Annotated in this window: 20 protein-coding genes; 16 read left to right on the top strand and 4 right to left on the bottom strand. The window is 35.1% G+C overall.

The features are described 5' to 3' along the window. Position 1 precedes the first annotated feature (1 nt). From rplQ to ACFE0M_RS02155, 9 genes are all read left to right on the top strand, one after another. A complete protein-coding gene (gene rplQ / locus ACFE0M_RS02195) occupies positions 2-679 on the top strand; it encodes a 50S ribosomal protein L17 (RefSeq protein WP_434544113.1) in 678 nt (225 codons plus the stop codon). Positions 680-800: 121 nt separating this feature from the next. Beyond that, positions 801-1895, top strand: coding sequence for a glutamine-hydrolyzing carbamoyl-phosphate synthase small subunit (gene carA / locus ACFE0M_RS02190; protein WP_434544112.1), 1095 nt, complete (start codon positions 801-803; stop codon positions 1893-1895). A gap of 7 nt (positions 1896-1902) precedes the next feature. Beyond that, the gene (gene eno / locus ACFE0M_RS02185) at positions 1903-3177 is read left to right on the top strand and encodes a phosphopyruvate hydratase (RefSeq protein WP_434544111.1); all 1275 of its coding nucleotides are present in this window, start codon (positions 1903-1905) and stop codon (positions 3175-3177) included. A 113-nt stretch (positions 3178-3290) separates the two neighbouring features. Next, positions 3291-3581, top strand: coding sequence for an FtsB family cell division protein (locus ACFE0M_RS02180; protein ID WP_434544110.1), 291 nt, complete (start codon positions 3291-3293; stop codon positions 3579-3581). A 3-nt stretch (positions 3582-3584) separates the two neighbouring features. Then, on the top strand, positions 3585-4142 hold the full coding sequence (locus ACFE0M_RS02175) for a hypothetical protein (protein ID WP_434544109.1): 558 nt from the start codon (positions 3585-3587) through the stop codon (positions 4140-4142). A gap of 369 nt (positions 4143-4511) precedes the next feature. Beyond that, positions 4512-5900 carry a TlpA family protein disulfide reductase gene (locus ACFE0M_RS02170; protein ID WP_434544108.1) on the top strand — a complete coding sequence of 463 codons (1389 nt, stop codon included), beginning with the start codon at positions 4512-4514 and terminating at the stop codon, positions 5898-5900. A 490-nt stretch (positions 5901-6390) separates the two neighbouring features. Next, a complete protein-coding gene (locus ACFE0M_RS02165) occupies positions 6391-7578 on the top strand; it encodes a hypothetical protein (protein ID WP_434544107.1) in 1188 nt (395 codons plus the stop codon). Positions 7579-7928: 350 nt separating this feature from the next. Further along, positions 7929-9095 (top strand): MFS transporter, encoded by a 1167-nt coding sequence (locus ACFE0M_RS02160; protein WP_434544106.1) that lies wholly within the window; start codon positions 7929-7931, stop codon positions 9093-9095. A 155-nt stretch (positions 9096-9250) separates the two neighbouring features. Then, positions 9251-9478 carry a hypothetical protein gene (locus tag ACFE0M_RS02155; protein ID WP_434544105.1) on the top strand — a complete coding sequence of 76 codons (228 nt, stop codon included), beginning with the start codon at positions 9251-9253 and terminating at the stop codon, positions 9476-9478. Positions 9479-9523: 45 nt separating this feature from the next. Here ACFE0M_RS02155 and ACFE0M_RS02150 read toward each other — a convergent pair whose 3' ends face one another. The 4 genes from ACFE0M_RS02150 to ACFE0M_RS02135 all read right to left on the bottom strand — a co-directional run bounded on the left by ACFE0M_RS02150 (position 9524) and on the right by ACFE0M_RS02135 (position 14231). Further along, positions 9524-10363 carry a DUF4197 domain-containing protein gene (locus ACFE0M_RS02150; protein WP_434544104.1) on the bottom strand — a complete coding sequence of 280 codons (840 nt, stop codon included), beginning with the start codon at positions 10361-10363 and terminating at the stop codon, positions 9524-9526. 108 nt (positions 10364-10471) lie between these two features. Further along, positions 10472-11539, bottom strand: a complete 1068-nt coding sequence (locus ACFE0M_RS02145) for an ABC transporter ATP-binding protein (protein WP_434544103.1) — start codon at positions 11537-11539, stop codon at positions 10472-10474. After that, positions 11520-13187 carry an ABC transporter permease gene (locus ACFE0M_RS02140; protein WP_434544102.1) on the bottom strand — a complete coding sequence of 556 codons (1668 nt, stop codon included), beginning with the start codon at positions 13185-13187 and terminating at the stop codon, positions 11520-11522. The genes ACFE0M_RS02145 and ACFE0M_RS02140 overlap by 20 nt, the downstream gene beginning before the upstream one ends. A gap of 3 nt (positions 13188-13190) precedes the next feature. Next, on the bottom strand, positions 13191-14231 hold the full coding sequence (locus ACFE0M_RS02135; RefSeq protein WP_434544101.1) for a Fe(3+) ABC transporter substrate-binding protein: 1041 nt from the start codon (positions 14229-14231) through the stop codon (positions 13191-13193). Between the two features lie 268 nt (positions 14232-14499). Here ACFE0M_RS02135 and ACFE0M_RS02130 point away from each other — a divergent pair, with 268 nt between their 5' ends. The 7 genes from ACFE0M_RS02130 to ACFE0M_RS02100 all read left to right on the top strand — a co-directional run bounded on the left by ACFE0M_RS02130 (position 14500) and on the right by ACFE0M_RS02100 (position 21943). Then, positions 14500-15441 (top strand): LysR substrate-binding domain-containing protein, encoded by a 942-nt coding sequence (locus ACFE0M_RS02130; RefSeq protein ID WP_434544100.1) that lies wholly within the window; start codon positions 14500-14502, stop codon positions 15439-15441. 82 nt (positions 15442-15523) lie between these two features. Then, positions 15524-15817 (top strand): SEC-C metal-binding domain-containing protein, encoded by a 294-nt coding sequence (locus tag ACFE0M_RS02125; protein ID WP_434544099.1) that lies wholly within the window; start codon positions 15524-15526, stop codon positions 15815-15817. A gap of 71 nt (positions 15818-15888) precedes the next feature. Continuing rightward, complete coding sequence (locus ACFE0M_RS02120) at positions 15889-16698, top strand: Cof-type HAD-IIB family hydrolase (RefSeq protein ID WP_434544098.1); 810 nt, start codon at positions 15889-15891, stop codon at positions 16696-16698. 49 nt (positions 16699-16747) lie between these two features. Beyond that, a complete protein-coding gene (locus tag ACFE0M_RS02115) occupies positions 16748-18271 on the top strand; it encodes a GH3 family domain-containing protein (protein WP_434544097.1) in 1524 nt (507 codons plus the stop codon). A 125-nt stretch (positions 18272-18396) separates the two neighbouring features. Then, positions 18397-19359, top strand: coding sequence for an SDR family oxidoreductase (locus ACFE0M_RS02110; RefSeq protein WP_434544096.1), 963 nt, complete (start codon positions 18397-18399; stop codon positions 19357-19359). 533 nt (positions 19360-19892) lie between these two features. Next, complete coding sequence (locus ACFE0M_RS02105; RefSeq protein WP_434544095.1) at positions 19893-20132, top strand: hypothetical protein; 240 nt, start codon at positions 19893-19895, stop codon at positions 20130-20132. A 299-nt stretch (positions 20133-20431) separates the two neighbouring features. Continuing rightward, on the top strand, positions 20432-21943 hold the full coding sequence (locus ACFE0M_RS02100) for an NADP-dependent isocitrate dehydrogenase (RefSeq protein WP_434544094.1): 1512 nt from the start codon (positions 20432-20434) through the stop codon (positions 21941-21943). Positions 21944-21966 lie beyond the last annotated feature (23 nt).

The following is a 21966-nucleotide window of genomic DNA, read 5'->3' as shown; positions in this document are numbered from 1 at the left end:
AATGAGACACGGTAAGAAATTTAATCATTTAAGTAGAACTGCTTCCCATAGAAATGCGATGTTATCTAACATGGCTGGGTCTTTAATCCTTTCTAAAAGGATTACTACTACTGTTGCTAAGGCGAAGGCATTAAGGAAGTATGTTGAGCCTTTATTGACAAAATCAAAAGAAGATACAACTCATAATAGAAGGGTAGTTTTCTCATCTTTGAAAAATAAAGAAGTATTAAAAGAGCTTTTTGACGAAGTAGCTACTAAAATCGCTAATAGACCAGGAGGTTATACTAGAATCATTAAATTAGGTTCTAGACTGGGGGATGATGCTGAAATGGCATTAATTGAATTGGTGGATTACAATGAGTTGTTGCTTGGTGGTGAAACTAAGGAGAAAAAGAAAACTACTAGAAGAAGCCGTAGAGGTGGTGGTTCTAAATCAGCTTCTGCAAAAGCTGATAGTTCTTCTGATGAATCAAAAGAAACTAAAGAAAAAGCACCTAAGAAAGAGGCGAAAACAGATGATGCTCCAAAAGCTGAGGCTAAAAAAGAGGAAACTCCTAAAGCAGAAACTAAAAAGGAAGAATCTCCAAAGGCTGAAGCCAAAAAGGAAGATGCGCCAAAAGCAGATAAGAAAGAAACTAAGTCTGATGATAAAAAAGACGAGAAAAAGGGAGATGAATAATCTTTCTAGCAATAGATTTAATAAAAGGGATTGGATATTTATTCAATCCCTTTTTTTTTATTTATTTTTGTCTCGATTAAATTATAGCTCCTATTCATTTTCAATTTCAGAATGATATCTGATGAAGTATAAAAACAAAAATAAAGCAATTTTACTTTTAGAAGACGGTACGGTCTTCCATGGCAAATCAGTAGGTTTTTCAGGCACAAAGGGTGGAGAAATCTGTTTTAACACTGGGATGACTGGTTACCAAGAAGTTTATACAGACCCCTCTTATTATGGACAGATTATGGTAAATACTAATGCTCACATTGGTAATTATGGTGTTCATCCTAATGAGTCTGAATCTGATAGTCCTAAAATATTCGGTGTGGTAATCAATGCTTTTTCTGATGATTACAGCAGAGGTCAAGCAGTCGATAATCTAAATAATTACCTCATAAGACATGAAATCCCGGGTATATGTGATGTCGATACACGTAAAATCGTAAGACATATCCGGAATAAAGGGGCTATGAATGCCATTATTTCTTCAGAAATCACCGATTTAGAAGAATTGAAGAAAGAATTAGACAAAGTGCCATCAATGGAAGGTCTTGAGCTTTCTTCTTTTGTAAGCACGAAAGAGCCATATGAAATGGGACAAGATGGTGGTACAAAATTAGCTGTGATGGATTATGGTATTAAAAGCAGTATCTTAAAGCAGTTAATTGATAGAGGTTTTAGATGTAAAGTATTTCCTTCTAGCACCACTTTCAAAGATACTGAAGAATGGAATCCTCAAGCATATTTCTTGTCAAATGGGCCTGGAGATCCCGGAGTCATGACAGATGCCATTAATAATAGCAAACAAATAATAGAAAGCGGTAAACCATTATTTGGAATTTGTCTTGGACATCAGTTAATCGCCTTGGCAAATGGGATTAAAACCTTTAAAATGCACAATGGACATAGGGGATTAAACCAACCTGTTTTCAATAAAGAATCAGGAAGAAGTGAAATCACTTCTCAGAATCATGGCTTTAGTATAGTTACTGAAGATGTGGAGAATTCTGATTTGGTAGTTTCCACACACATTAATTTAAATGACAATACGGTTGAAGGTTTAAGGATGAAAGATAAAAAGGTATTTTCAGTACAATATCATCCAGAATCATCACCTGGGCCTCATGATTCCAGATACTTATTCGACCAATTTATTTCACTAATCAACTAATAAAACTATGAGTATAATAGAGAACATTCACGCAAGACAAATATTGGATTCAAGAGGAAATCCTACTGTAGAGGTAGAAGTTTATACCACTAATGGAGGGTTTGGCAGAGCCGCAGTTCCTTCTGGAGCAAGTACCGGTATTCACGAGGCAGTAGAATTAAGAGATAAGGACAAATCCATTTTCATGGGAAAAGGGGTTTTGAAAGCTGTTGATAACGTTAACGGTGCAATTGCAGAAGAGCTAATTGGTTTTTCCGTATTTGAGCAAAATCTTATCGATAAGATCATGATCGAGTTAGACGGAACTGACAATAAAGCAAAACTTGGAGCTAACGCTATTTTAGGAGTATCTATGGCATGTGCTAAGGCTGCAGCTCAACTTTCTGGGCAATCTCTTTATAGATACATTGGAGGTGTAAATGCCAACACCTTGCCGGTTCCCATGATGAACATTCTAAATGGTGGAAGTCATGCCGATAATAAAATTGATTTTCAGGAATTTATGGTAATGCCGGTAAACGCAGAATCTTTTTCTGAGGCTTTAAGAATGGGAACTACCGTTTTCCATCACTTGAAAGAAGTATTAAAAAGCAAAGGTTTATCCACTAATGTAGGGGATGAAGGTGGTTTTGCACCTAATATCGAATCTAATGATCAAGCAATAGAAGTAGTATTGACTGCCATTGAAAAAGCAGGTTTTAAACCAGGTGAAGATATCTTCATTGCATTGGATGCAGCGGCTTCTGAATTTTATGATGAGGGCAAGAAGAAATATGTATTTGAAAGTACTGGAGAAGAATTGACCTCTGATGAGATGGTAGCCTATTGGAAGAGATGGACTGATAAATACCCTATCCTTTCTATTGAAGATGGAATGCAAGAAGATGACTGGGAAGGTTGGGAAAAACTTACCAGGGAAATTGGCAGAACGGTTCAGTTGGTTGGTGATGATTTATTCGTTACCAATACCAAAAGATTGCAAAGAGGAATAGATGAAAAAATCGGTAACTCAATCTTAATTAAAGTAAATCAAATCGGTACTTTAACTGAAACGATCAATGCTATCAGAATGGCAGACAAAGCCTCTTATAAAAATATCATTTCTCACCGTTCAGGAGAGACAGAAGATACTTTTATTGCTGATTTGGCTGTAGCTATGGGGTCTGGTCAAATTAAGACAGGTTCTGCTTCTCGTTCAGACAGAATGGCGAAATACAATCAATTATTAAGAATTGAAGAAGAATTAGGTGAAATGGCGTATTTCCCTGGAATTAACTTCTAAGCATATATAATTTCATAAAAAGGCTATTGGTGTCATCACCGGTAGCCTTTTTTAATTTTAGGCGATTTGATTTTTTTATATTACTTTTAAAGTATCAATACTTAATGGATATCATGGATAGGATTCCGAAAATATTTAAAAACTTTTACTTCATAGCAGGTGCTACATTCCTGATTTGGATGTTGTTTATTGACGGAAACGACTTGATTTCGCAATGGAGACTTTCTTCTAAATACAATGATTTACTGAAGGAAAAAGAATATTACCAAGAAAAAATCAAGGAAGTGGAAATGGATAGGGAAGGATTATTGAGCGATGATGAATTATTGGAAAAATTTGCTCGAGAAAGGTACCTTATGAAAAAAGAATCAGAAGACTTATTCGTTATCGTTGAAAAAGAATAACCTTTGAAAAAGCAATTTATAATATTCATTGTAGCCCTATTCTTGGGAGCTACAGCCTTTCATAATTCTTCCGCACAAAAATATGTGGACGAGAGCTCCGGTTTTACAGACAGATTATATTTTGGAGGGAATTTCGGCCTTCAATTGGGCACTTTTACTCATGTTGAGGCTTCCCCTATTGTTGGATACATGATTAATAATAAGCTTTCAGCAGGTGGGGGTATTATTTATCAGTATTTTAGAGTGAGAGGTGGAAATAGAATTGCGGATTATGAAACCAATATTTATGGTGGCAAATTATTTGGCAGGTACAATTTTTCACAGCAGTTATTCGGTTATACTGAATATGAAAATATTAATTTAGATGTAATCTTTAATACCCCAAATGGGTTTGAACTCGGAAGGGCTTGGGTACCGGCTTTTTTTATCGGAGGTGGTTACTTTCAACCTATTGGAAACAGAGCTGGTGTCACTGTTATGGCTTTATATAATTTACTTTATGATGTTTCCCGATCTCCTTATAATTCTCCTTTTGTTTTAAGAATGGGTTTTACTCTATAGATAGACTTTTATAAACCTACAATAAATAACCTTCAAAAAAGTATGTTTACAGACTTGTAAATATTGAATTTTACTTAGTGTAATTTCTATTTATTAAAGTACTTAATTCAATTAAAGCTATACAATCCCCTACCATGTTAAAAATTTCCATTCCTTTTTATTTATTATGACAATGTCATTTCTTAGCATTTCATTTGTGTTGGGAGATAAAGAGGCAGTTTATTCAGGAAAATAGTATAGCTAAATCTACCTACTATCTATTTGAAGTACGGGCTAAAGCATATATTTTTTTCAACTAATTCTTTAAATTCTAAATCATCTGATTTATATTGGGTTTTAATTATTAGAACCTTAATAAATTACTTTAGAATGAAAACATTTAACCTTTTATCAATTACAGTTATTTTCCTATTGGCTTCTTGCAATCCTAATGAAGAAAATTTACAAACTTCAGTCAGCGGAAAGGTTTTAAACCCAAAAGAGGAAGTAGTTTCATTTAGACTTCAAGATACGACCGTTACTGTTAACATGAACAAAGAGGGTATGTTTGAAGCGGATTTGCCACTTGATAAAGCCAATACTTTGGTTTTTGCCCATGGTGAGGAGATTTCTACTCTCTACTTAAGACCGGGTGATCAATTAAGCCTTACCATCGATACAGAAGAATTTGATGAAACATTACAATATAAGGGTATTGGGGCACCCATCAATAATTTTTTAGCCTCTATTGTTTTATTGGAGGATAGCTTACCATCGATTATGGAATTGGCCAGCTTTCCTGAGGATAGTTTTGTAATGAAACTTCAAAACAATTTTGCTTTAAAAGAAGAAATTCTACATAACTCATCAGTTGAAGATCAGGAATTTATGAATTGGTACCTCAAAAATAATGAATGGGAATTTTATTATAATCTTTTATCCTACCCTAATTATCGATCTTATGTGATGAAGGAACAATTTGAGCCAAGTGAAGAGTTTTATGCTTATCAGGATAGTATTAAGCTTTATGATTCCTCCAATCTAGAATACAATTATTTTGTTCCTTATTTACAAAGTGAAATCACTAAAAAAGTGGGCGAAAAATTTAAGGATAAAGGCCCACAGGATGCAAGTGAATATGTAATGGCATCAGTAGAGGAGGTCAATTCCATTCCCAATGATCTGATAAAAGAGAAGCTTCTTTTTGAGGCTATAAATACTCATCTTAATAGGTTGAATGAGGAAGATAGGGAGTCCATATTGGCTGAATGGAAGTCATTAGATCCTTCAAAACAAAAAATAGCTGTAGTCGAGGATAAGCTTAAGGTATTGGCATCTTTAGCGGAAGGCAATCCAGCTCCCGATTTCAAGTATGTAAGTCTTGAGGGTGACAGTATGACTATGGAAGATTTCAAAGGTAAGGTGGTTTATATTGATGTTTGGGCAACTTGGTGCGGTCCATGCATCTCTGAGCATCCTTATATGGAAGAATTACAGCAACAATTTGAAGATGATAGTGTAGCATTCCTTGCTATAAGCATTGATTCATCGCCAGAGCCTTGGAAGAAAATGGTTAAGGAAAAGGAATTGGGAGGAATTCATCTTTATGCTGAGGGAGCTTGGGAAGCTTCTATCATGCAAAATTATGCTATTAATGGTATTCCTCGCTTTATTCTGATAGACCAAGAAGGAAAGATAGTCAATGCCAATGCGGCAAGGCCATCTGGAAATATTGCTGAAGATATTAAGCTGCTGTTGAATCAATCAAAAACAATATAGAAAATACTTTTTTTTAAAATTAATCCTTTCTCCCGGTCGGTGGCTTACTGACCGGGATTTAAAAAATATCGTTTCTTATTTGAGATGAACCTACCTCCGATGAATTTATAATTCAAAAAAAATATTATTTAAGGCTAATTTGTCTTAATTGATATTCGCAAAAGCTGGGTTATTTTTTAACCGACATAATTGAAAATTAAAAGATCCAAAGTCGCGCCAAGTACGGCAGTGATTGTTTCCTGAATTTGTTGTAAGGCATTAAGTATAAAAGGTATTACGGCTATTTTAAGGCGGTATTCAGATAGAAAGAAATGGGAAATATTTCGGTAGGATTGGTGAATAATGATTTTGATAAAATAATATTTTACATTCAGGTCATTTTACAGTTTAATATTTTTTTATTAAATTAATAAATATAACATATGTAGTGCCCTTTGTTGCTGGTACAGGTTCGTTAAGTGTACCAAAGGTGGATTTAGTTATTTAAAAGATGGAGAAAAAAGGCAAGATCAATAAAATACAAAGATTTAATTGGGAGCCAGAAATGCTTATATCTGGAGGTCTAGTCTATACCTTATTTCAAGCTCCAGATCATTTTCTCTTACTCAATGAAATAATCACTCCATATCACTTTTTGGGGACACACATTGCTCTTGCACTTTTGGCATTTTCTATCTCAACATTAACGGTGGGTTTTACAACTCATTTAATATTAAAAGGGTTTTGGATTGCATGGATTTCAGCGAAATACTCTTTTCCAAATTCAATAAATTTTGAGCGACTTAATTTTTCAGATTTCTTCACGAGGAAAATTAAAAAAATCTCAACTATTGATCACCAAATAGAATATTTGGGAAAAGCAGCTGGATTTATTTTCTCCCTGTCTTTTTGGTTACTGATAGTGACAGTAGGACTTGTTTTCTTATTTACTTTATTGGCTTTGCTGATAGGTTATCTTGGTTTAGCCAAAGGGTTTCTTTTTATAATACTGATCCCATTTTTCATATTGCTGATTGATTTTTTTTCTTTCGGAATTTTGAAGAAAAATGAAATAATAAGCAAAATTTATTATCCATTATATAAGGTACTTTCATTGCTGTCTTTATCCCCATTGTATAGAACTTATTATTACACCTTGATAAGTAATTTTAGCCGATGGAAGATAGTTGTTTATGCTATTTTCTTTTTTTTAATATCTTTTTTAGTAAGCTATCGGAATATATTTAAAGCTTTGAATTTTAATGTTCCATTTTCTCACAACCATAGTTTTTATGATAATACATTACCCCACTTCAACTACCATCTTTATTTAGATCAAATCCCCGAAAACGAAAGAATTAGGATTGGGGCCATTCAATCTTACAATATTTCTGAGGATTATTTGGAACTGACTATTAAATATAGAAATAGGATTGACAGTGAACTTGCACAAAGATTAAATAAACAAAAAAAACTAAATAAAACTGATAGGTTAGGAATTTTATCTTCTTATTTTCAATTAGAGATCGATTCAGGAAAAGTTGAGTCTAAAAACTGGAGATTTTCAAATTTGCCGGAATCAAACTTTTTAGGGTTAGTGAATATTATTTCCATCCATGATCTAGATAAAGGAGAGCATACTCTATTCGTGAGGCGGAATGGTGAAGTGTATTTTAAAATACCTTTCTGGAAGGAATAATATAAATTTCACTATTTTTAGCTAAAAGACATGGGACTCATCTTTCATAATAAAGTTGATCGGATTGTGTATATCTAATAAGTTGCAGAATATAATATCGGGAGTATATACATAATCTGCTGTGTAAGTTAGTATTGTAAGGGAGCCTCACGATTGGAAATATAAAAACGCAATAGATTATTGTAGAGGAAAGGAATACTTGATATTTCATATTCTTAAATAGGAAGAAACTAGTATTAGCGGGGAAGTTAGCATCAGCTGAGATAGAATAAACCTTTGCAACATTTATTTGGATATTAATTGTCTGGATTTAAGATGAATAATTATCTCATTTTCCTTTAATTCGCATCATGAAGCATGCACGACTGATCAATGGCCCTTTTATAGCACTAGGTTTTAGTGCTTTTTTATTTTTTGCCAGTTTTAATATGATCATTCCCATGCTGCCTGATTTTCTTACCTCTTTAGGAGGAGGAGAATATAAAGGGCTGATCATTTCTTTATTTACCATAACAGCGGGGCTGTCCAGGCCTTTTAGTGGTAAACTTGCTGATAAAATTGGTCGGTTGCCCGTTATGATTTTTGGCGCAACAGTTTGTTTTGTTGCAGGATTAACTTATCCTTTTGTAACAGGAATCTTCGCCTTTTTTGCACTTCGCTTGTTACATGGATTTTCAACAGGTTTTACGCCCACTGGCAATGCGGCCTATGTAGCAGATATTGTACCCATCAATAGGAGAGGAGAGGCCATGGGAATAATTGGGGTGGCTATTAGTGTGGGAACTGCCTCTGGTAATGCGATAGGAGGCTATATCGGCAGTGCTTTTCCGATTGACTATGTCTTTTATGCTTCTGCTATTACTGCAATATTGAGTGTTATAATATTGTCAGGGATGAACGAAACGCTTGCAGATCGGGTCAAATTCAATTTTAATTTACTTAAGCTCAATCGTTCTGAAATTATAGAAAAAAGAGTTTTGGTTCCGGCTGTATTTATGGCGCTTTCAGTTTTTTCTTTTGGTTTGGTCCTTACTATTATGCCGGATTATAGTACTCATTTGGGTATCAGCAATAAAGGTTTATTCTTTGCGGTATTTGTTTTAGCTTCCCTAGGCGTTAGAATATTTGCAGGGAAGATCTCGGATAAAATTGGCAGGGTTAAGGTACTTAAAGTTTCTTCTTTTGTACTTTCTGTTGCCATGATTTTAATTGCTTTTTCTAATTCTTTGTTATCCTTAATCGGTGCAGGAATTATATTTGGAATAGGGGTAGGGATGAACTCCCCTACAGTTTTTGCTTGGGCCATTGACTTGGCGGAAGACCATAAACGAGGAAAGGCGTTGGCCACACTCTATATATTTCTGGAAATAGGAATTGGAATGGGAGCTTTTATTTCAGGTTGGGTGTATGAAAATTCGGTCGTAAATTTTGAGAAAGTATTTTTTACGGGCGCTGCAGTTGCTTTGGTTGGATTTATCTTTTTAAATGTGGCAACCAGATTAAGAAAAATGACTTGAGGAATAGAATATTTTCAATATTGATAGTTTATGTTGTATGCCTTAGTTGCTGTTATAGTTTTATTTAGTTTAATTATAAACTATCGTAATTAAGATATTTGAATGAACAATTGTGTCTTGAAATTCATTTAGTAGTTGAAACAAAACATAAAATCATGGAAAATACTTGTTCAAATTGTAATCATTGGGAGCCTCAGGCACCAGTTGTTGCGCAGAGAGATAATTACGGAGAATGCAATAAATTAAGCCATTTGGAATCAAAAATGGATCCTGATTTCATCATTCCAGTTTTAAACGAAGGAAAAGCAATAGATAAAAACGCTAAAAACATTGAATTTATAACGGGTGCAAATTTTGGCTGCAATCAATTTGCAACTGCCTAATAAAAATGCATGCCTGTGATCTAATCACTTGCATGCATTATTATATTAATCTAAGAGTCCAAAAACCTCTTCCAAAATAGTGGTCACCCTTGCGTTCACATTGTTTCTAATATTGGCTTCTTCATCTTGTACTTTTAAGAACAAGCCATCCAAACCTCTTTCAGTGGCATAAGCTGAAATATCTGCTTCATCTATGGTGTTGATTCCAGAAATGGAACCTAGGGTTTGAGATTCTAATAAACTTATGGGAATAGAGGTGTTTAAAATTTCATTATACTCGCTAACAAAATTACTATATAGCTCTTCCACTGTTCTTTCTCCGATGGTTACAGAATTAACAGCAGTATTTACTTTTGGCTCAAATGTGTCAAATAGTGATTGGTAAGTATTGTCAATTAAATAAGCAGTTGCCGCAGTGTCTGATCCATATAAAATATTTTCTGCATCTGTAATGGTAATGCCACGAATGGCATCAAAAAATACTGGACCTGCCTCTTTAGCGGCTTCTTCAGCAGCACGATTAATTCCTACTATCAATTCTTCCTCTTTTTCTGCCAAACTGTTGATGCCCAAGAAAGGAATACCTGTATTGTAAATTTGATCCCCAGTTATAGTACCTAGTCCAAAGACATCAATTTCTACTGCTTTTAAGGCATTAATTTGTGCTTCTAATTCATCAGGTAGAAAGATTTTTACTGCTTCGTCCCTTAAATAGCCATCAACTACTGCTAATTTGGAAGTGGCAGTATCAGTGCCCACTCTCAAGGCTTCTTTTAATCCTTCTGCAATGTTGATGGTGTTTTCTTGCTCTTCTATCGCATCATTTAAGAAGTCACATGATGATAAAAGTGTAATTGAAATGAATAAACAGAATATAAATTTCATATGTGCTTATGTTTAATACCCTATAAATATCACAAATATTCAGCCAAAATAATAATGGCTTGCATTAGATTTTAAAACAGGAGTAATGAAAGAGATGTTATTTCATGATTAACTTACCAATCCCGGATACCAGCAGGTATCCAAAACGTGGATTTTATTAGGGTTGAACCTTAAATAAATGTTATCCCCTTTATCAAATAGAATTTTTTCATGAGCATGGATTACTACATGGGTTTCGGCTCCTATATCCGCATGAACTTGCTGATGATCTCCAAAATACTGTGCAAGTTCAACTTTTGCCGGGAAAGCGTTTTCTTGTGGCTCTGTTAAGATTTCAATGTTTTCAGGTCTGATAGCAATTAAAACTTGACCTGTTTTATCGGTTTTAGCACCGTTAATTTCACCAGCTTTTAGTTTATAAGTACCATTTTCGGCAGTAGCATTCATTGCATTAATTTTTCCAAAGAAACTGGCTACATATAGGTTTTTGGGTGTTTCATATAATTCCCTAGGAGTACCCACCTGCTGGATTTTACCGTCTTTTAATATAGCTATTCTATCGGCAGAGGAAAGTGCATCCCGCATATCGTGGGTTACGAACAAAGCGGTTGCCCCTGCTTTTTTGATTATGCTCCTAACTTCTTCACGAACTTGATCTTTTAATACAGCATCCAAATTACTAAAAGGTTCATCCAATAAAATCAAACCTGGATTGGGTGCTAATGCTCTGGCTAAGGCAACCCTTTGCTGTTGTCCGCCTGATAAATGATGTGGATAACGTTTGGCATAGCTACTTAAGCCCACCATATCAGTCACTTCTCTTACCCTTTCATTCAAATTGGGGAACTGGCTTTTAGATAGGCCAAATTTTATGTTTTCGGCTACTGTTAAATGGGGAAATAGAGCATAATCCTGAAAAACCATTCCGATTTTTCTTTTCTCAGGTTTCATGCTAAAATTATCATCCACTACCTTATCACCATTAATTAGTATCTGTCCAGCATCTGCCTCTTCGAAGCCGGCAATTAATCTTAATAAAGTGGTTTTTCCGCTTCCACTTTCTCCAACTAAAGCTAAAAGTTCACCTTTGTTCACGCTTAGGTTTGCATTATTGACCGCATACTGAAGCTTCTTACCAAATCTTTTATGTAAATTTTTAATTGATAGTACTTCCATCAGCTTTAGTGTTTTTCATGAGCCTATTTAAAATAATAATCGGTATGGTGCCAATAACGATAATAATGAGCGAAGGTGTTGCCGATTCTGCAATCAATTCATCGCTTGCCAATTCATAGGCTTTGGTCGCCAATGTATGAAAATTAAACGGTCGTAAAATTAAAGTAAGTGGAAGTTCTTTCAAAATATCTACAAACACTAAAATTCCTCCTGAAATTAGTGCGCTTTTAATTAAGGGCAAATTCACCTTCATTAATGTTTTAATAGAGCCTGCACCTAAAGAGTAAGAAGCTTCATCTATGCTATCTCCGGTCTTCTTAAAAGCTGCCTCAATTGGGTTTAAAGAAACAGTTAAAAATCGGACTATATAAGCAAAAGTTAGGGCAAAAATAGTTCCACTGAATATCAATCCGATTTTCATATTGAAACTATCTTGCCAAGTAGAAATCAAGAATTTATCCAACCCTAGCAATGGAATCATAATGCCGATGGCAATAACTGCACCGGGAATGGAGTAGCCTAATGCTGCAAACTTTGCCAGCAAACTAAAAAATTTGTTCTTATTGACTTTAACCGCAAATAAAATGATAACTGAAAATCCCACACATAAAACAGCTGCCAACAACGCAAGACCAAAGCTATTTGCCATCAAAATCAGAAAATCGAAATCAATAATTTTCTTTATGGTTTGAAATGACCACAGAATTAATTGAAAAACAGGAGCAATAAATCCTAGAAACAATGGAATGAAACAGACCATCCAGGCGAAAAACTTTTTCCAACCTTTCAATTGATATCTTTTGAGTTGTCGGCCTATTCTGGCACCTTCATCAAATTTTACTTTTCCCCTTTGCAATCTTTCGGTCATGATCATTATGAATATAAATCCCATGAGAATACCAGATAAGTTGATGGCCGAATTTGGATCTCCAAATGAAAACCATGCCCGGAATATTCCAGTAGTAAAGGTGCTGATACCATAATATTTTACAGCTCCATAATCATTCAAAACCTCCATCATCACCAAGGATAAGCCACCAATAATAGCGGGGCGACTGATAGGTAATGCAATTTTGAAAAATGTTCTCCATGCGGAACTGCCTAAAATCCTTGAGGCTTCCAACAAAGTGGCTGATTGGCTCATAAAAGTGGACCGTGCCACCACATAAACATAGGGGGACAGTACCAATGACATTACTACTGCCACTCCCCAGAAATTCATAATGTCAATATAAACCAAGTCAGAAAAGCCGATATCCCTTAAAAATATCTGGATGGGGCCTGTATAATCAAAAATACCAGCATAAGTATAAGCTGCTATGTAGGTTGGAATGGCCAAAGGGAGTATCAACATCCATTCGAACTGCCTGCGAAATGGAATATTGCATGTGCTAACTATCCAAGCTGATGAAATTCCTGTAAGTAGTGTAAGAATGCTCACGACTATCACCAAGCCTATTGAATTCAGAATATAGTCAGTTAGAACAGTGTTTACTAGGTGCCCCCAAACACTATCAGTTGTTTCATCGAAAAGCTTAAAAAAAAGGGTATAAATAGGTAAGCCAATAATCAGCACCAGTGCAATTAATGCAAAGGACCAACCATTGGCATACCTTTTAAATTTTATAATGGACTTTAGCTTACTCACCAATTACTTCCAACCCGCTCTGTCAAATATTTTAACTGCTAAATCATTATTTTCTCCTAAAACAGAAAGGTTTAAATCATCTTGCTTGAATTCTCCCCATTCTTTTAAAGTAGGCGCCCATTCTACCTTTTCGTTTACAGGATATTCATAATTCACACCTGCAAATACTTTTTGGGCTTCTTCTGATGCCAAGAATTCAATGAATTTTACGGCATTTTCTTTGTTGGGAGCATATTTTGCAACTCCAGCTCCACTTACGTTAATGTGGGTTCCTCGTCCCTCTTGGTTAGGGAATAATAACTTCACTGCTTTGGCTACTTTTACTTCTTCTTCGCTAGAAGAATTCAACATTTTTCCATAATAATATGTATTGGAAACTGCTACATCACCTTCTCCTGCGTAAACAGCTTTAATTTGGTCTCTGTCCCCACCTTTTGGATCTCTAGCCATATTTTTCACTATTGAGCTCGCCCAAGTTGAAGCTGCTTCTTCTCCATTATGCTCAATGATAGAAGCCATTAATGATTGATTGTAAATATTAGAAGAAGAACGAATCAACAACCTTCCATTGATGTCTGGATTGGCTAGTGACTCATAGGTTGCAATTTTTTCAGGCTGGATTTTCTCAGGATTGTAAATAATAACCCTGCCTCTTACTGTTAGTCCAAACCACTGGTTGTCAACATCTCTTAAGTTTGATGGGATAGTGTTATTTAATGTTTCGGAATTAACCGCCTGTAATAATCCGGCTTCTTTTGCTCTGTGTAGTCTTCCGGCATCAACTGTAATCAACACATCTGCTGGGGAATTTTCTCCTTCCAAAGTCATTTTTTGAATTAATTCGTCAGCATTTGCACTTACTACATTTACCTTGATACCCGTCTTTTTCTCGAAATCTTTAAAAAGTTGTTGGTCAGCTTCGTAATGTCTGTGAGTATAAACATTTACTTCTTTACTTTCTTTTGATTCCCCTTCTTTATTTGAGCTTTTAGAACATGCCCAAAGGGTACTAATGGCTAAAAGTGCAATAAATATATTTTTCATTTTGTTTGTATTTTTTAAATTTCGAAGGCAAATTTAATCATAATTGGATTAATTCTAAATAATAGAGCTATTATTTTAGAGCAATTATTTAAATTGCAGGTATAAATAATTTAAATGAAAATTCCTTAGCACAATGAAATCAACATTAAGAATTCAGATTCGGATTTTAAATTTGTTGTAGATGCCTGCCTGCCGGAATTTTTATTAAAAGATGCTATCCTGATTAATAGGGGACAAGTTATGGCTAATAAAAGAAAATAAATTACACATGAAGGCAACAATCTCTCAACTTGAATATATCATCGCATTGGATACTTACCGTCATTTTGGGAAAGCGGCTGAGCAAAGCTTTATTACCCAGCCTACTTTAAGTATGCAAATAAACAAATTAGAAGATAACTTAGGGGTTAAAATTTTTGACCGAAGCCGACAACCTGTTGTGCCGACTGAACTTGGTACCTTGATTTTAGAACAAGCTCGTAAAGTAGTTAACGAAGCCAAAAAGATGGAGGAAATAATTGAGGATCAAAAGTTGGAGGTTTCCGGTACTTTGAAAATCGGAGTGATTCCTACTATTGCTCCTTATCTTTTGCCATTATTTGCTAAAAGCTTTATGAATAAATATCCCGCTATTCATATTCAAGTGCAGGAATTACTAACGGAAGATACATTGGCTAAGATTAAATCTGAGGAAATAGATGTAGGGATCTTGGTTGGCCCATTGAATGATCATTCATTTAGGGAAATCCCTATTTATTATGAAAAATTTTTGGGTTATGCCCATAAAACTGATTTAGAGCCTGCAGATAAAGCAATATCGGGCAATGATTTAGAAAATAATGAATTGTGGTTACTTAATGAAGGACATTGTTTTCGTGAACAAGTATTGAATATTTGTCAGAATCGAAATTTTGATAATATCCTGAATTATCAAAGTGGTTCTTTGGAGGCTTTAAAAAGAATGGTGGATAAACAAGGAGGCGTAACTTTACTGCCAGAATTAGCTACTTTTGATTTATCAGAGGAAGACCAAAAAAAGCTTCGAATATTTAAGAAACCCACTCCTTTCCGAGAAGTAAGCTTAGTGATGAAAAGGGATTTCTTGAAAAGAAGGATAATTGAGGCCCTGCAAAAAGAAATAGTAGAACACCTTCCAGAAAATATGAAAAACAGGGAGGAAAATGAGATACAGGTAATTAATTGGAGGTAGAATTTTGTTTGCCATAAAAATAATAATATCGCATCATATCTAAATTTTTCGTAAATTAATTTCCAATTAAATACTATTTCAAATGAAGAAGGAATTAGGAAGAAACGACCCTTGCCATTGCGGCAGCGGAAAGAAGTATAAGAATTGCCATATGGGCAAAGAGACTTCAGGCATTAACAACAACAAAAACTTAATGTACATAGCCATTTTTGTTGTGATCATAGCCATAGCGGGATTTTCCGTTTATTATAATTCGCAGCAAAGTCCTGTTCAAAATAACAGGAACACTCAAAGTGGTCCTGTGGCTCAGCCTCCCGGAGAAGCTCCTCCCGGTAAAGTTTGGTCATCTGAACACGGGCATTGGCATGATAAATAATCTTTTCTATTGTTTTGAACTATCTGAAAAGCATTAGTTTTGCATTTTGAAAATTTTAAGCTCAAGCGAATATGTTCAAGGCAATCTGTACCGATATAGACGGAACTCTTTTGAATCCTGAAAGGGAATTATCGAAAAGAACTGTTGATATTATCAAAAATATTAAAAATGATGTGGCCATTATTTTAGCATCTAGTAGAATGCCTGCAGCCATGCGGCATTTACAGGAAACCTTGGATATCGTTAATCAGCCCTTAATATGCTATAATGGAGGTTTTATAATCTCCCAAAAGCAAGAGGTTAAGATATTGGATTCAGTAAAAATCCCTTTCGAATTATGTGAATTCATTGCTAGATGGAGCCACAACAAAAATTTACATGCAGGCTTTTATTTGGAAGATGATTGGTACGCGCCATCCAAGGATCAATGGACGGAAAGAGAAATTCATAACACTAAAGTGCAAGCTTCAATTCTATCTGGATTGGATTTGATGAGAAGTTGGAAATCAGAAGAAAATGGAGCGCATAAAATTATGTGTATGGGTGAACCAAGTCTGATTGATGCTTTAATCAATGAGTTGAAATCTATGAAAGCTCCATTGCATTTATATCGCTCTAAAGACACCTATCTTGAAATAGCACCATTGGAAATTTCAAAAGCCAGTGCTTTAAATCAATTGCTTCAGGCTGAATTAAATATTGAAATGAAAGATGTAATTGCTTTTGGTGATAATTATAATGATATCGAGATGCTAAAAGCAGTCGGTTGTGGGGTAGCAGTTGGTAATGCTAAAGAGGAAGTGAAAAATGTGGCAGATGAAGTTACACTGCCAGGGAAAGAAGATGGGGTAGCCGTAACCTTGGAGAAGTATTTCGGTTAAATTGAGAAGTAAATAATTCTTCAAGACATTTTTTACCTAATATTTTTTCATGGAAATCATCAGTAATATTATTAAGGCGGCAATAGAAGTTGGGAGTAAGTTTAAAAAGCACAATTCCCCTGTGGAAGCTCAAAAAGAAACCCTTAAGGAATTACTCCAAAAATCTAAAGACACTGCTTTTGGTAAATATTATGGTTTTGAAGAGTTATTAAAATCAAATAACATATCAGACAGTTTTTCAAAAGAAGTACCGTATCATGACTATGATGATATGGAATTTTGGTGGAAGAAATCTTGGGAAGGTAAAGCTGATATCTGCTGGCCAGATAAAGTTAATAATTTTGCAGTAAGCTCCGGTACAACAGGGCACAGCAAATACATACCAGTAACTGATGTTATGCTGGAAAGCATCAGGAATGCTGGAATTCAACAAGTTTTAAGCCTTTCTAATTTTAAGGATTTGCCAGAAAGCTTTTTCACCAAGCAAATTTTAATGTTAGGCTCCAGTACTAATCTCAAAAATGTAAATGGCCATTTGGAAGGGGAAATCAGCGGAATTAGTGCTTACAATATTCCAAATTGGTTTCGAAATTTTTATAAGCCGGGGGAAAAAATAAGTAGCATTGATGATTGGGACGAAAGAGTGGAGGCTATAGCAAAAGAAGCCAAAAAATGGGATATAGGCTCTATTTCAGGTATTCCTTCTTGGATTGAATTAATGTTGGAAAGAGTGATGGAATATCACAAAGCAGATTCCATACATGATATTTGGCCTAACTTGGCGGTTTACACTTCAGGAGGAGTGGCTTTAGATCCATATAAAAAGAGTTTTGAAAAATTATTTAGCAAGCCTGTCCAATACATTGATACTTATTTAGCCTCTGAAGGGTATTTAGCCACTCAAACCAGACCTGATACGGATGCCATGCAATTGCTGTGTGACAATGGCGTCTATTTCGAATTTGTGCCTTTTAAGGAAGACAGTGTTTTGGAATCGGGTAAGATCAATCCTGAAATAAAGGCTTTAGATATTGCACAAGTAGAGGAGGAAAAGGAATACATTTTATTGATATCCACTGTTAGCGGTGCATGGAGATATATGATCGGGGATACTATCAAATTCACGGATATTAAAAGATCTGAAATAAAAATAACGGGTCGAACCAAATTCTTTCTCAATGTGGTAGGCTCTCAACTTTCAGTTAATAAAATGGATGATGCTATTGAAAGCTTGAATGAAAATTTTCCATTGAACATTAAAGAATTTACTGTTTCTGCAGTCAAAGAAAATGGGGAATATATCCACCATTGGTATCTCGGTTTAGAGGAAATTAAGAGTAATATCAAAAATGAGGATATCAAAAACCATTTGGATGATCATCTCAAAAACAGTAATAAGAATTACAAAGTAGCCAGAGATAAAGCCTTGAAAGATGTGAAAGTAAGTCTAATATCTGCCGATAAATTTCTTGAATGGAACGATGCCAATAAGCATAAAGGCGGACAGGTGAAAATGGCCAAGGTCATGAAGGAAGATGATTTCAAACACTGGCAAGAGTTTGTGGAGGAGTAATCTTGAGTACTCTGTTTAAATTTTAGTACACCTCATAGTTTAATTACGGATTTTGAAGTTTAAATAATTTTCTCATTCCTAAAAGGAATAGAGTTCCTATCTTTGCCCACAAATAAGAATTCATAATGTCGCAAAAGAAAATCATTATTACGGGAGGAGCGGGTTTCATAGGCTCCAATTTGGTAGAAAAGTATTTGAATGATGATAGGGTAGAGAAGGTTAGGTTGATTGACAATCTCTCAAATGGGTACTATAGCAATATAAAAGAATTTGAAGACCATCCCAAATTCGAGTTTTTCGAAGAAGATATTTGTGACTATGAAAAAATGCTGGAACTCACCAAAGGTTTTGATCTCATTAGCCATCAGGCAGCTTTAGGTTCAGTTCCGCGCTCCATAGAAAACCCAATGCAAAGCACTAAAGTCAATATTGACGGAACAGTAAACATTTTGTATGCAGCGGTTCAGAATAAAATTGATAGAGTGGTTTTGGCTTGTTCGTCCAGCACTTATGGAGACAGTCCTAGTTTACCAAAACAAGAAAACAACATTGGCAATCCTTTGAGTCCTTATGCAGTCACGAAATATGCGGTGGAATTATATGCGGAAGTTTTCCAAAAGACTTACGGACTGAATTATGTGGGGCTTCGATATTTTAATATTTTCGGTCCAAGACAAAATCCTGATAATCCTTATGCGGCCGTGATTCCAATATTCTGCAAAGCATTTATTCATGGTAATGAGCCAACCATAAATGGAGATGGAGAAACCAGTAGGGATTTCACATTTGTGGAAAATGCCATCCATGCCAATGACTTAGCGCTTTTTACTGAAAATAAGAAAGCATTAAACCAAATTTACAATGTAGCCTGTGGCGACCAGATGAGTTTGAATGATATGATTGGTTTATTGCAGGATTTAAGTGGCAAAGACTTGAAGCCAAACTATGGTCCTGAAAGACCTGGGGATGTGAAACACTCCAAAGCTGATATTTCTAAAATTGAAAATCTTTTAGGCTATAAACCTCAGGTTCGATTTCCGGAAGGACTGAAGAAAGTATATGCTTGGTATGAGAAGATGGGGTTTTGATGGAATTATAATGTATAAGTGTAATATTAGAATTGCGAAATTTGTTAACACTAATTCAATATAAGGTCGCTCCTACGGAGCTTGGTATTAGTATAATGATTGAAGTTACCATATGACCGTCCCTCTGGGACGTATTAAATCTACGATCTATCAAAATAGTGAGAATACAAAAATCTTTAATCTTCTTTAATTGCATTATTATAAATTGATTTGAATTAAGTTCATTATCTTTTTCTTTTTAAGAGCATGCCAATTAATTGAGTATTTTAGCCTTTTATATAGAGCAAATCAATTGGTAAAACTACCAAGATGACCCTGTAGGGTTCGAATTTTGGTAACTCAAATAAATAAAGTTTAACTTAAGCTCCGTTAGGTGCGACCTTATAATTCCCTGTTTAAAATCGCCCTCATCGTAATACAATAACTAAGACTTTTAACGGTACTTTTTAAATTTCCCGCCTAATCATTTAACATTTTGATGATAAATTGATTAACTTTTGAATGCTTTTAGCTAAAAATTTGTATTAGAATAAATGCTGGAAACTTTCATTCAATATATCATCGAAAATCCCGACTACATCATTTTGGTGGCAAGTTGTGCTTTTTTGGTTTCCTACTTCATAAGATGGGTATTAAAAAACGGCAATAATTCCGATGATGAAGACGGGGGTGGCGGAGGAGGTTCCAATGAAAATGATGATGATCCGGTATTGGATTTACCGCCTGGCGTGTGCCTCCCAAAAGACAAGCCTGAGCCTGAATTAACAGCCTGATTCCTATCACTTCTGTTTAAAACTTACAAGCGCTTTGATTCCAACGCCTTCTGCACTATTTTTGCAATGATTTTAGGGGTTATATCAACATTAGTACAATTATAACGTGTATATCCTCATTAATGAAATTACCCTTCATTCGGAAATAATAGTTTATAGAACATAAAAATCCAGTCATGAAATAGTCATAAATCGAAGTGAACTAACTGAATTAAATCAAATGAAATAATTATGGTTGGTGAGAGGCTTATTAAACTTTGACTATTCTGTGTGACAATTTTAAAATAAAATAAAGACACATGAAAGACTCTGTTAATGCAGATTATTTAAAGAAAACTACTAAACCTCTTCCGGTAGTAGTTGCAAAAGGAGATGGAATTGGTCCTGAAATAATGGACGCTACTTTAAAAATTTTGGAAGCGGCAAACGTAAGTCTAGATGCAGACCATATCGAAATTGGAGAGCAGGCTTATTTGTCCGGAAATACTTCAGGAATTCCGGAAAGTGCTTGGGAAGCTATCCATAAAAAGAAAGTGATTTTAAAGGCTCCTATCACAACTCCTCAAGGTTCTGGATATAAAAGTTTGAACGTTACAATTAGGAAATCACTTGGATTATTTTCTAATGTACGTCCTGCGGTTTCTTACCACCCTATTGTGGAAAGCAAACATCCGGTAATGGATTTGGTTGTAGTGCGTGAAAATGAGGAAGATTTATATGCTGGTATTGAGCATCAGCAAACTGATGAGGTGGCGCAGTGTCTCAAATTAATTTCGAGACCCGGCTCGGAAAAAATTTGTCGATATGCATTTGAATATGCAAAAAAATATAACCGTAAAAAAGTTACTTGCTTGGTGAAAGATAATATCATGAAAGTAACCGATGGTTTATTCCACAGTGTATTCAAAGAGGTAGCGAAAGAATATCCTGACATTCAAGCTGAAAGCCAAATTATTGATATCGCAACAGCAAGGATAGCTAACCGCCCAGAGGATTATGATGTGATTGTAACGCTAAACTTATATGGGGATATCGTATCTGATGTCACAGCTGAAATTTCTGGCTCAGTTGGATTAGCCGGATCATCCAATATTGGTAAAGACTATGCTATGTTTGAAGCAATCCATGGTTCTGCACCTGATATTGCGGGCAAGAAAATTGCCAACCCATCCGGTCTATTGCACGGAGCTATTCAAATGTTACAATACTTTGGAGAAGTTGAAAAAGCAGCCTTAATCCATAACGCATGGCTGACAACCTTAGAAGATGGCATTCATACAGGAGAAATCTACAAAGAAGGCCATAGTAAGCAAAAAGTAGGCACTATGGAATTTGCCGATGCCGTAATTGAAAGATTAGGACAAGTTCCATCTCATTTCAAGAAAATTGAGGTAAAAGAGGGAGAAGATTTCAGGATTAATATCCAAGAAAAAACGCATGCTCCAAAGGAAAAGAAATTAGTTGGTGTTGATATTTTTATAGATGAGAGAGATAGAGACGCCAATAAATTCGGTGATGCATTAATACAAAATTCCAAAGATTTCTTAAAGCTCAAAATGGTTACTAATAGAGGCGTAAAAGTATATCCAGGCGGAATGGATTCTACTTTTTGCACAGATCATTGGAGATGTAGGTTTATTTCTAAAAATGCAGAAGTAATTGAAGGGAAGCCGGATTATAAAACCATTGAATATAAAGAAGTATTAGCCTTGATGAATAAGCTTAATGAAAATGGCTATGACATCATCAAAACTGAAAACTTATATACTTTTGATGGCGCATTAGGTTTTTCATTAGGTCAAGGAGAATAGATAATTAAATATATAAATTATAA

The organism is Marivirga sp. (assembly GCF_051117495.1).
In the GTDB taxonomy this organism is placed as follows: Bacteria; Bacteroidota; Bacteroidia; order Cytophagales; family Cyclobacteriaceae; genus Marivirga.
Note: the sequence above shows the minus strand (reverse complement) of the source record. Positions and strands in the feature narration are given on the sequence as shown.

Coding starts and splice junctions, on each gene's coding strand:
- rplQ (WP_434544113.1), top strand. CDS start 2: ATGAGACACGGTAAGAAATTTAATCATTTAAGTAGAACTGCTTCCCAT.
- carA (WP_434544112.1), top strand. CDS start 801: ATGAAGTATAAAAACAAAAATAAAGCAATTTTACTTTTAGAAGACGGT.
- eno (WP_434544111.1), top strand. CDS start 1,903: ATGAGTATAATAGAGAACATTCACGCAAGACAAATATTGGATTCAAGA.
- ACFE0M_RS02180 (WP_434544110.1), top strand. CDS start 3,291: ATGGATAGGATTCCGAAAATATTTAAAAACTTTTACTTCATAGCAGGT.
- ACFE0M_RS02170 (WP_434544108.1), top strand. CDS start 4,512: ATGAAAACATTTAACCTTTTATCAATTACAGTTATTTTCCTATTGGCT.
- ACFE0M_RS02165 (WP_434544107.1), top strand. CDS start 6,391: ATGGAGAAAAAAGGCAAGATCAATAAAATACAAAGATTTAATTGGGAG.
- ACFE0M_RS02160 (WP_434544106.1), top strand. CDS start 7,929: ATGAAGCATGCACGACTGATCAATGGCCCTTTTATAGCACTAGGTTTT.
- ACFE0M_RS02155 (WP_434544105.1), top strand. CDS start 9,251: ATGGAAAATACTTGTTCAAATTGTAATCATTGGGAGCCTCAGGCACCA.
- ACFE0M_RS02150 (WP_434544104.1), bottom strand. CDS start 10,363: ATGAAATTTATATTCTGTTTATTCATTTCAATTACACTTTTATCATCA.
- ACFE0M_RS02145 (WP_434544103.1), bottom strand. CDS start 11,539: ATGGAAGTACTATCAATTAAAAATTTACATAAAAGATTTGGTAAGAAG.
- ACFE0M_RS02135 (WP_434544101.1), bottom strand. CDS start 14,231: ATGAAAAATATATTTATTGCACTTTTAGCCATTAGTACCCTTTGGGCA.
- ACFE0M_RS02130 (WP_434544100.1), top strand. CDS start 14,500: ATGAAGGCAACAATCTCTCAACTTGAATATATCATCGCATTGGATACT.
- ACFE0M_RS02125 (WP_434544099.1), top strand. CDS start 15,524: ATGAAGAAGGAATTAGGAAGAAACGACCCTTGCCATTGCGGCAGCGGA.
- ACFE0M_RS02120 (WP_434544098.1), top strand. CDS start 15,889: ATGTTCAAGGCAATCTGTACCGATATAGACGGAACTCTTTTGAATCCT.
- ACFE0M_RS02115 (WP_434544097.1), top strand. CDS start 16,748: ATGGAAATCATCAGTAATATTATTAAGGCGGCAATAGAAGTTGGGAGT.
- ACFE0M_RS02110 (WP_434544096.1), top strand. CDS start 18,397: ATGTCGCAAAAGAAAATCATTATTACGGGAGGAGCGGGTTTCATAGGC.
- ACFE0M_RS02105 (WP_434544095.1), top strand. CDS start 19,893: ATGCTGGAAACTTTCATTCAATATATCATCGAAAATCCCGACTACATC.
- ACFE0M_RS02100 (WP_434544094.1), top strand. CDS start 20,432: ATGAAAGACTCTGTTAATGCAGATTATTTAAAGAAAACTACTAAACCT.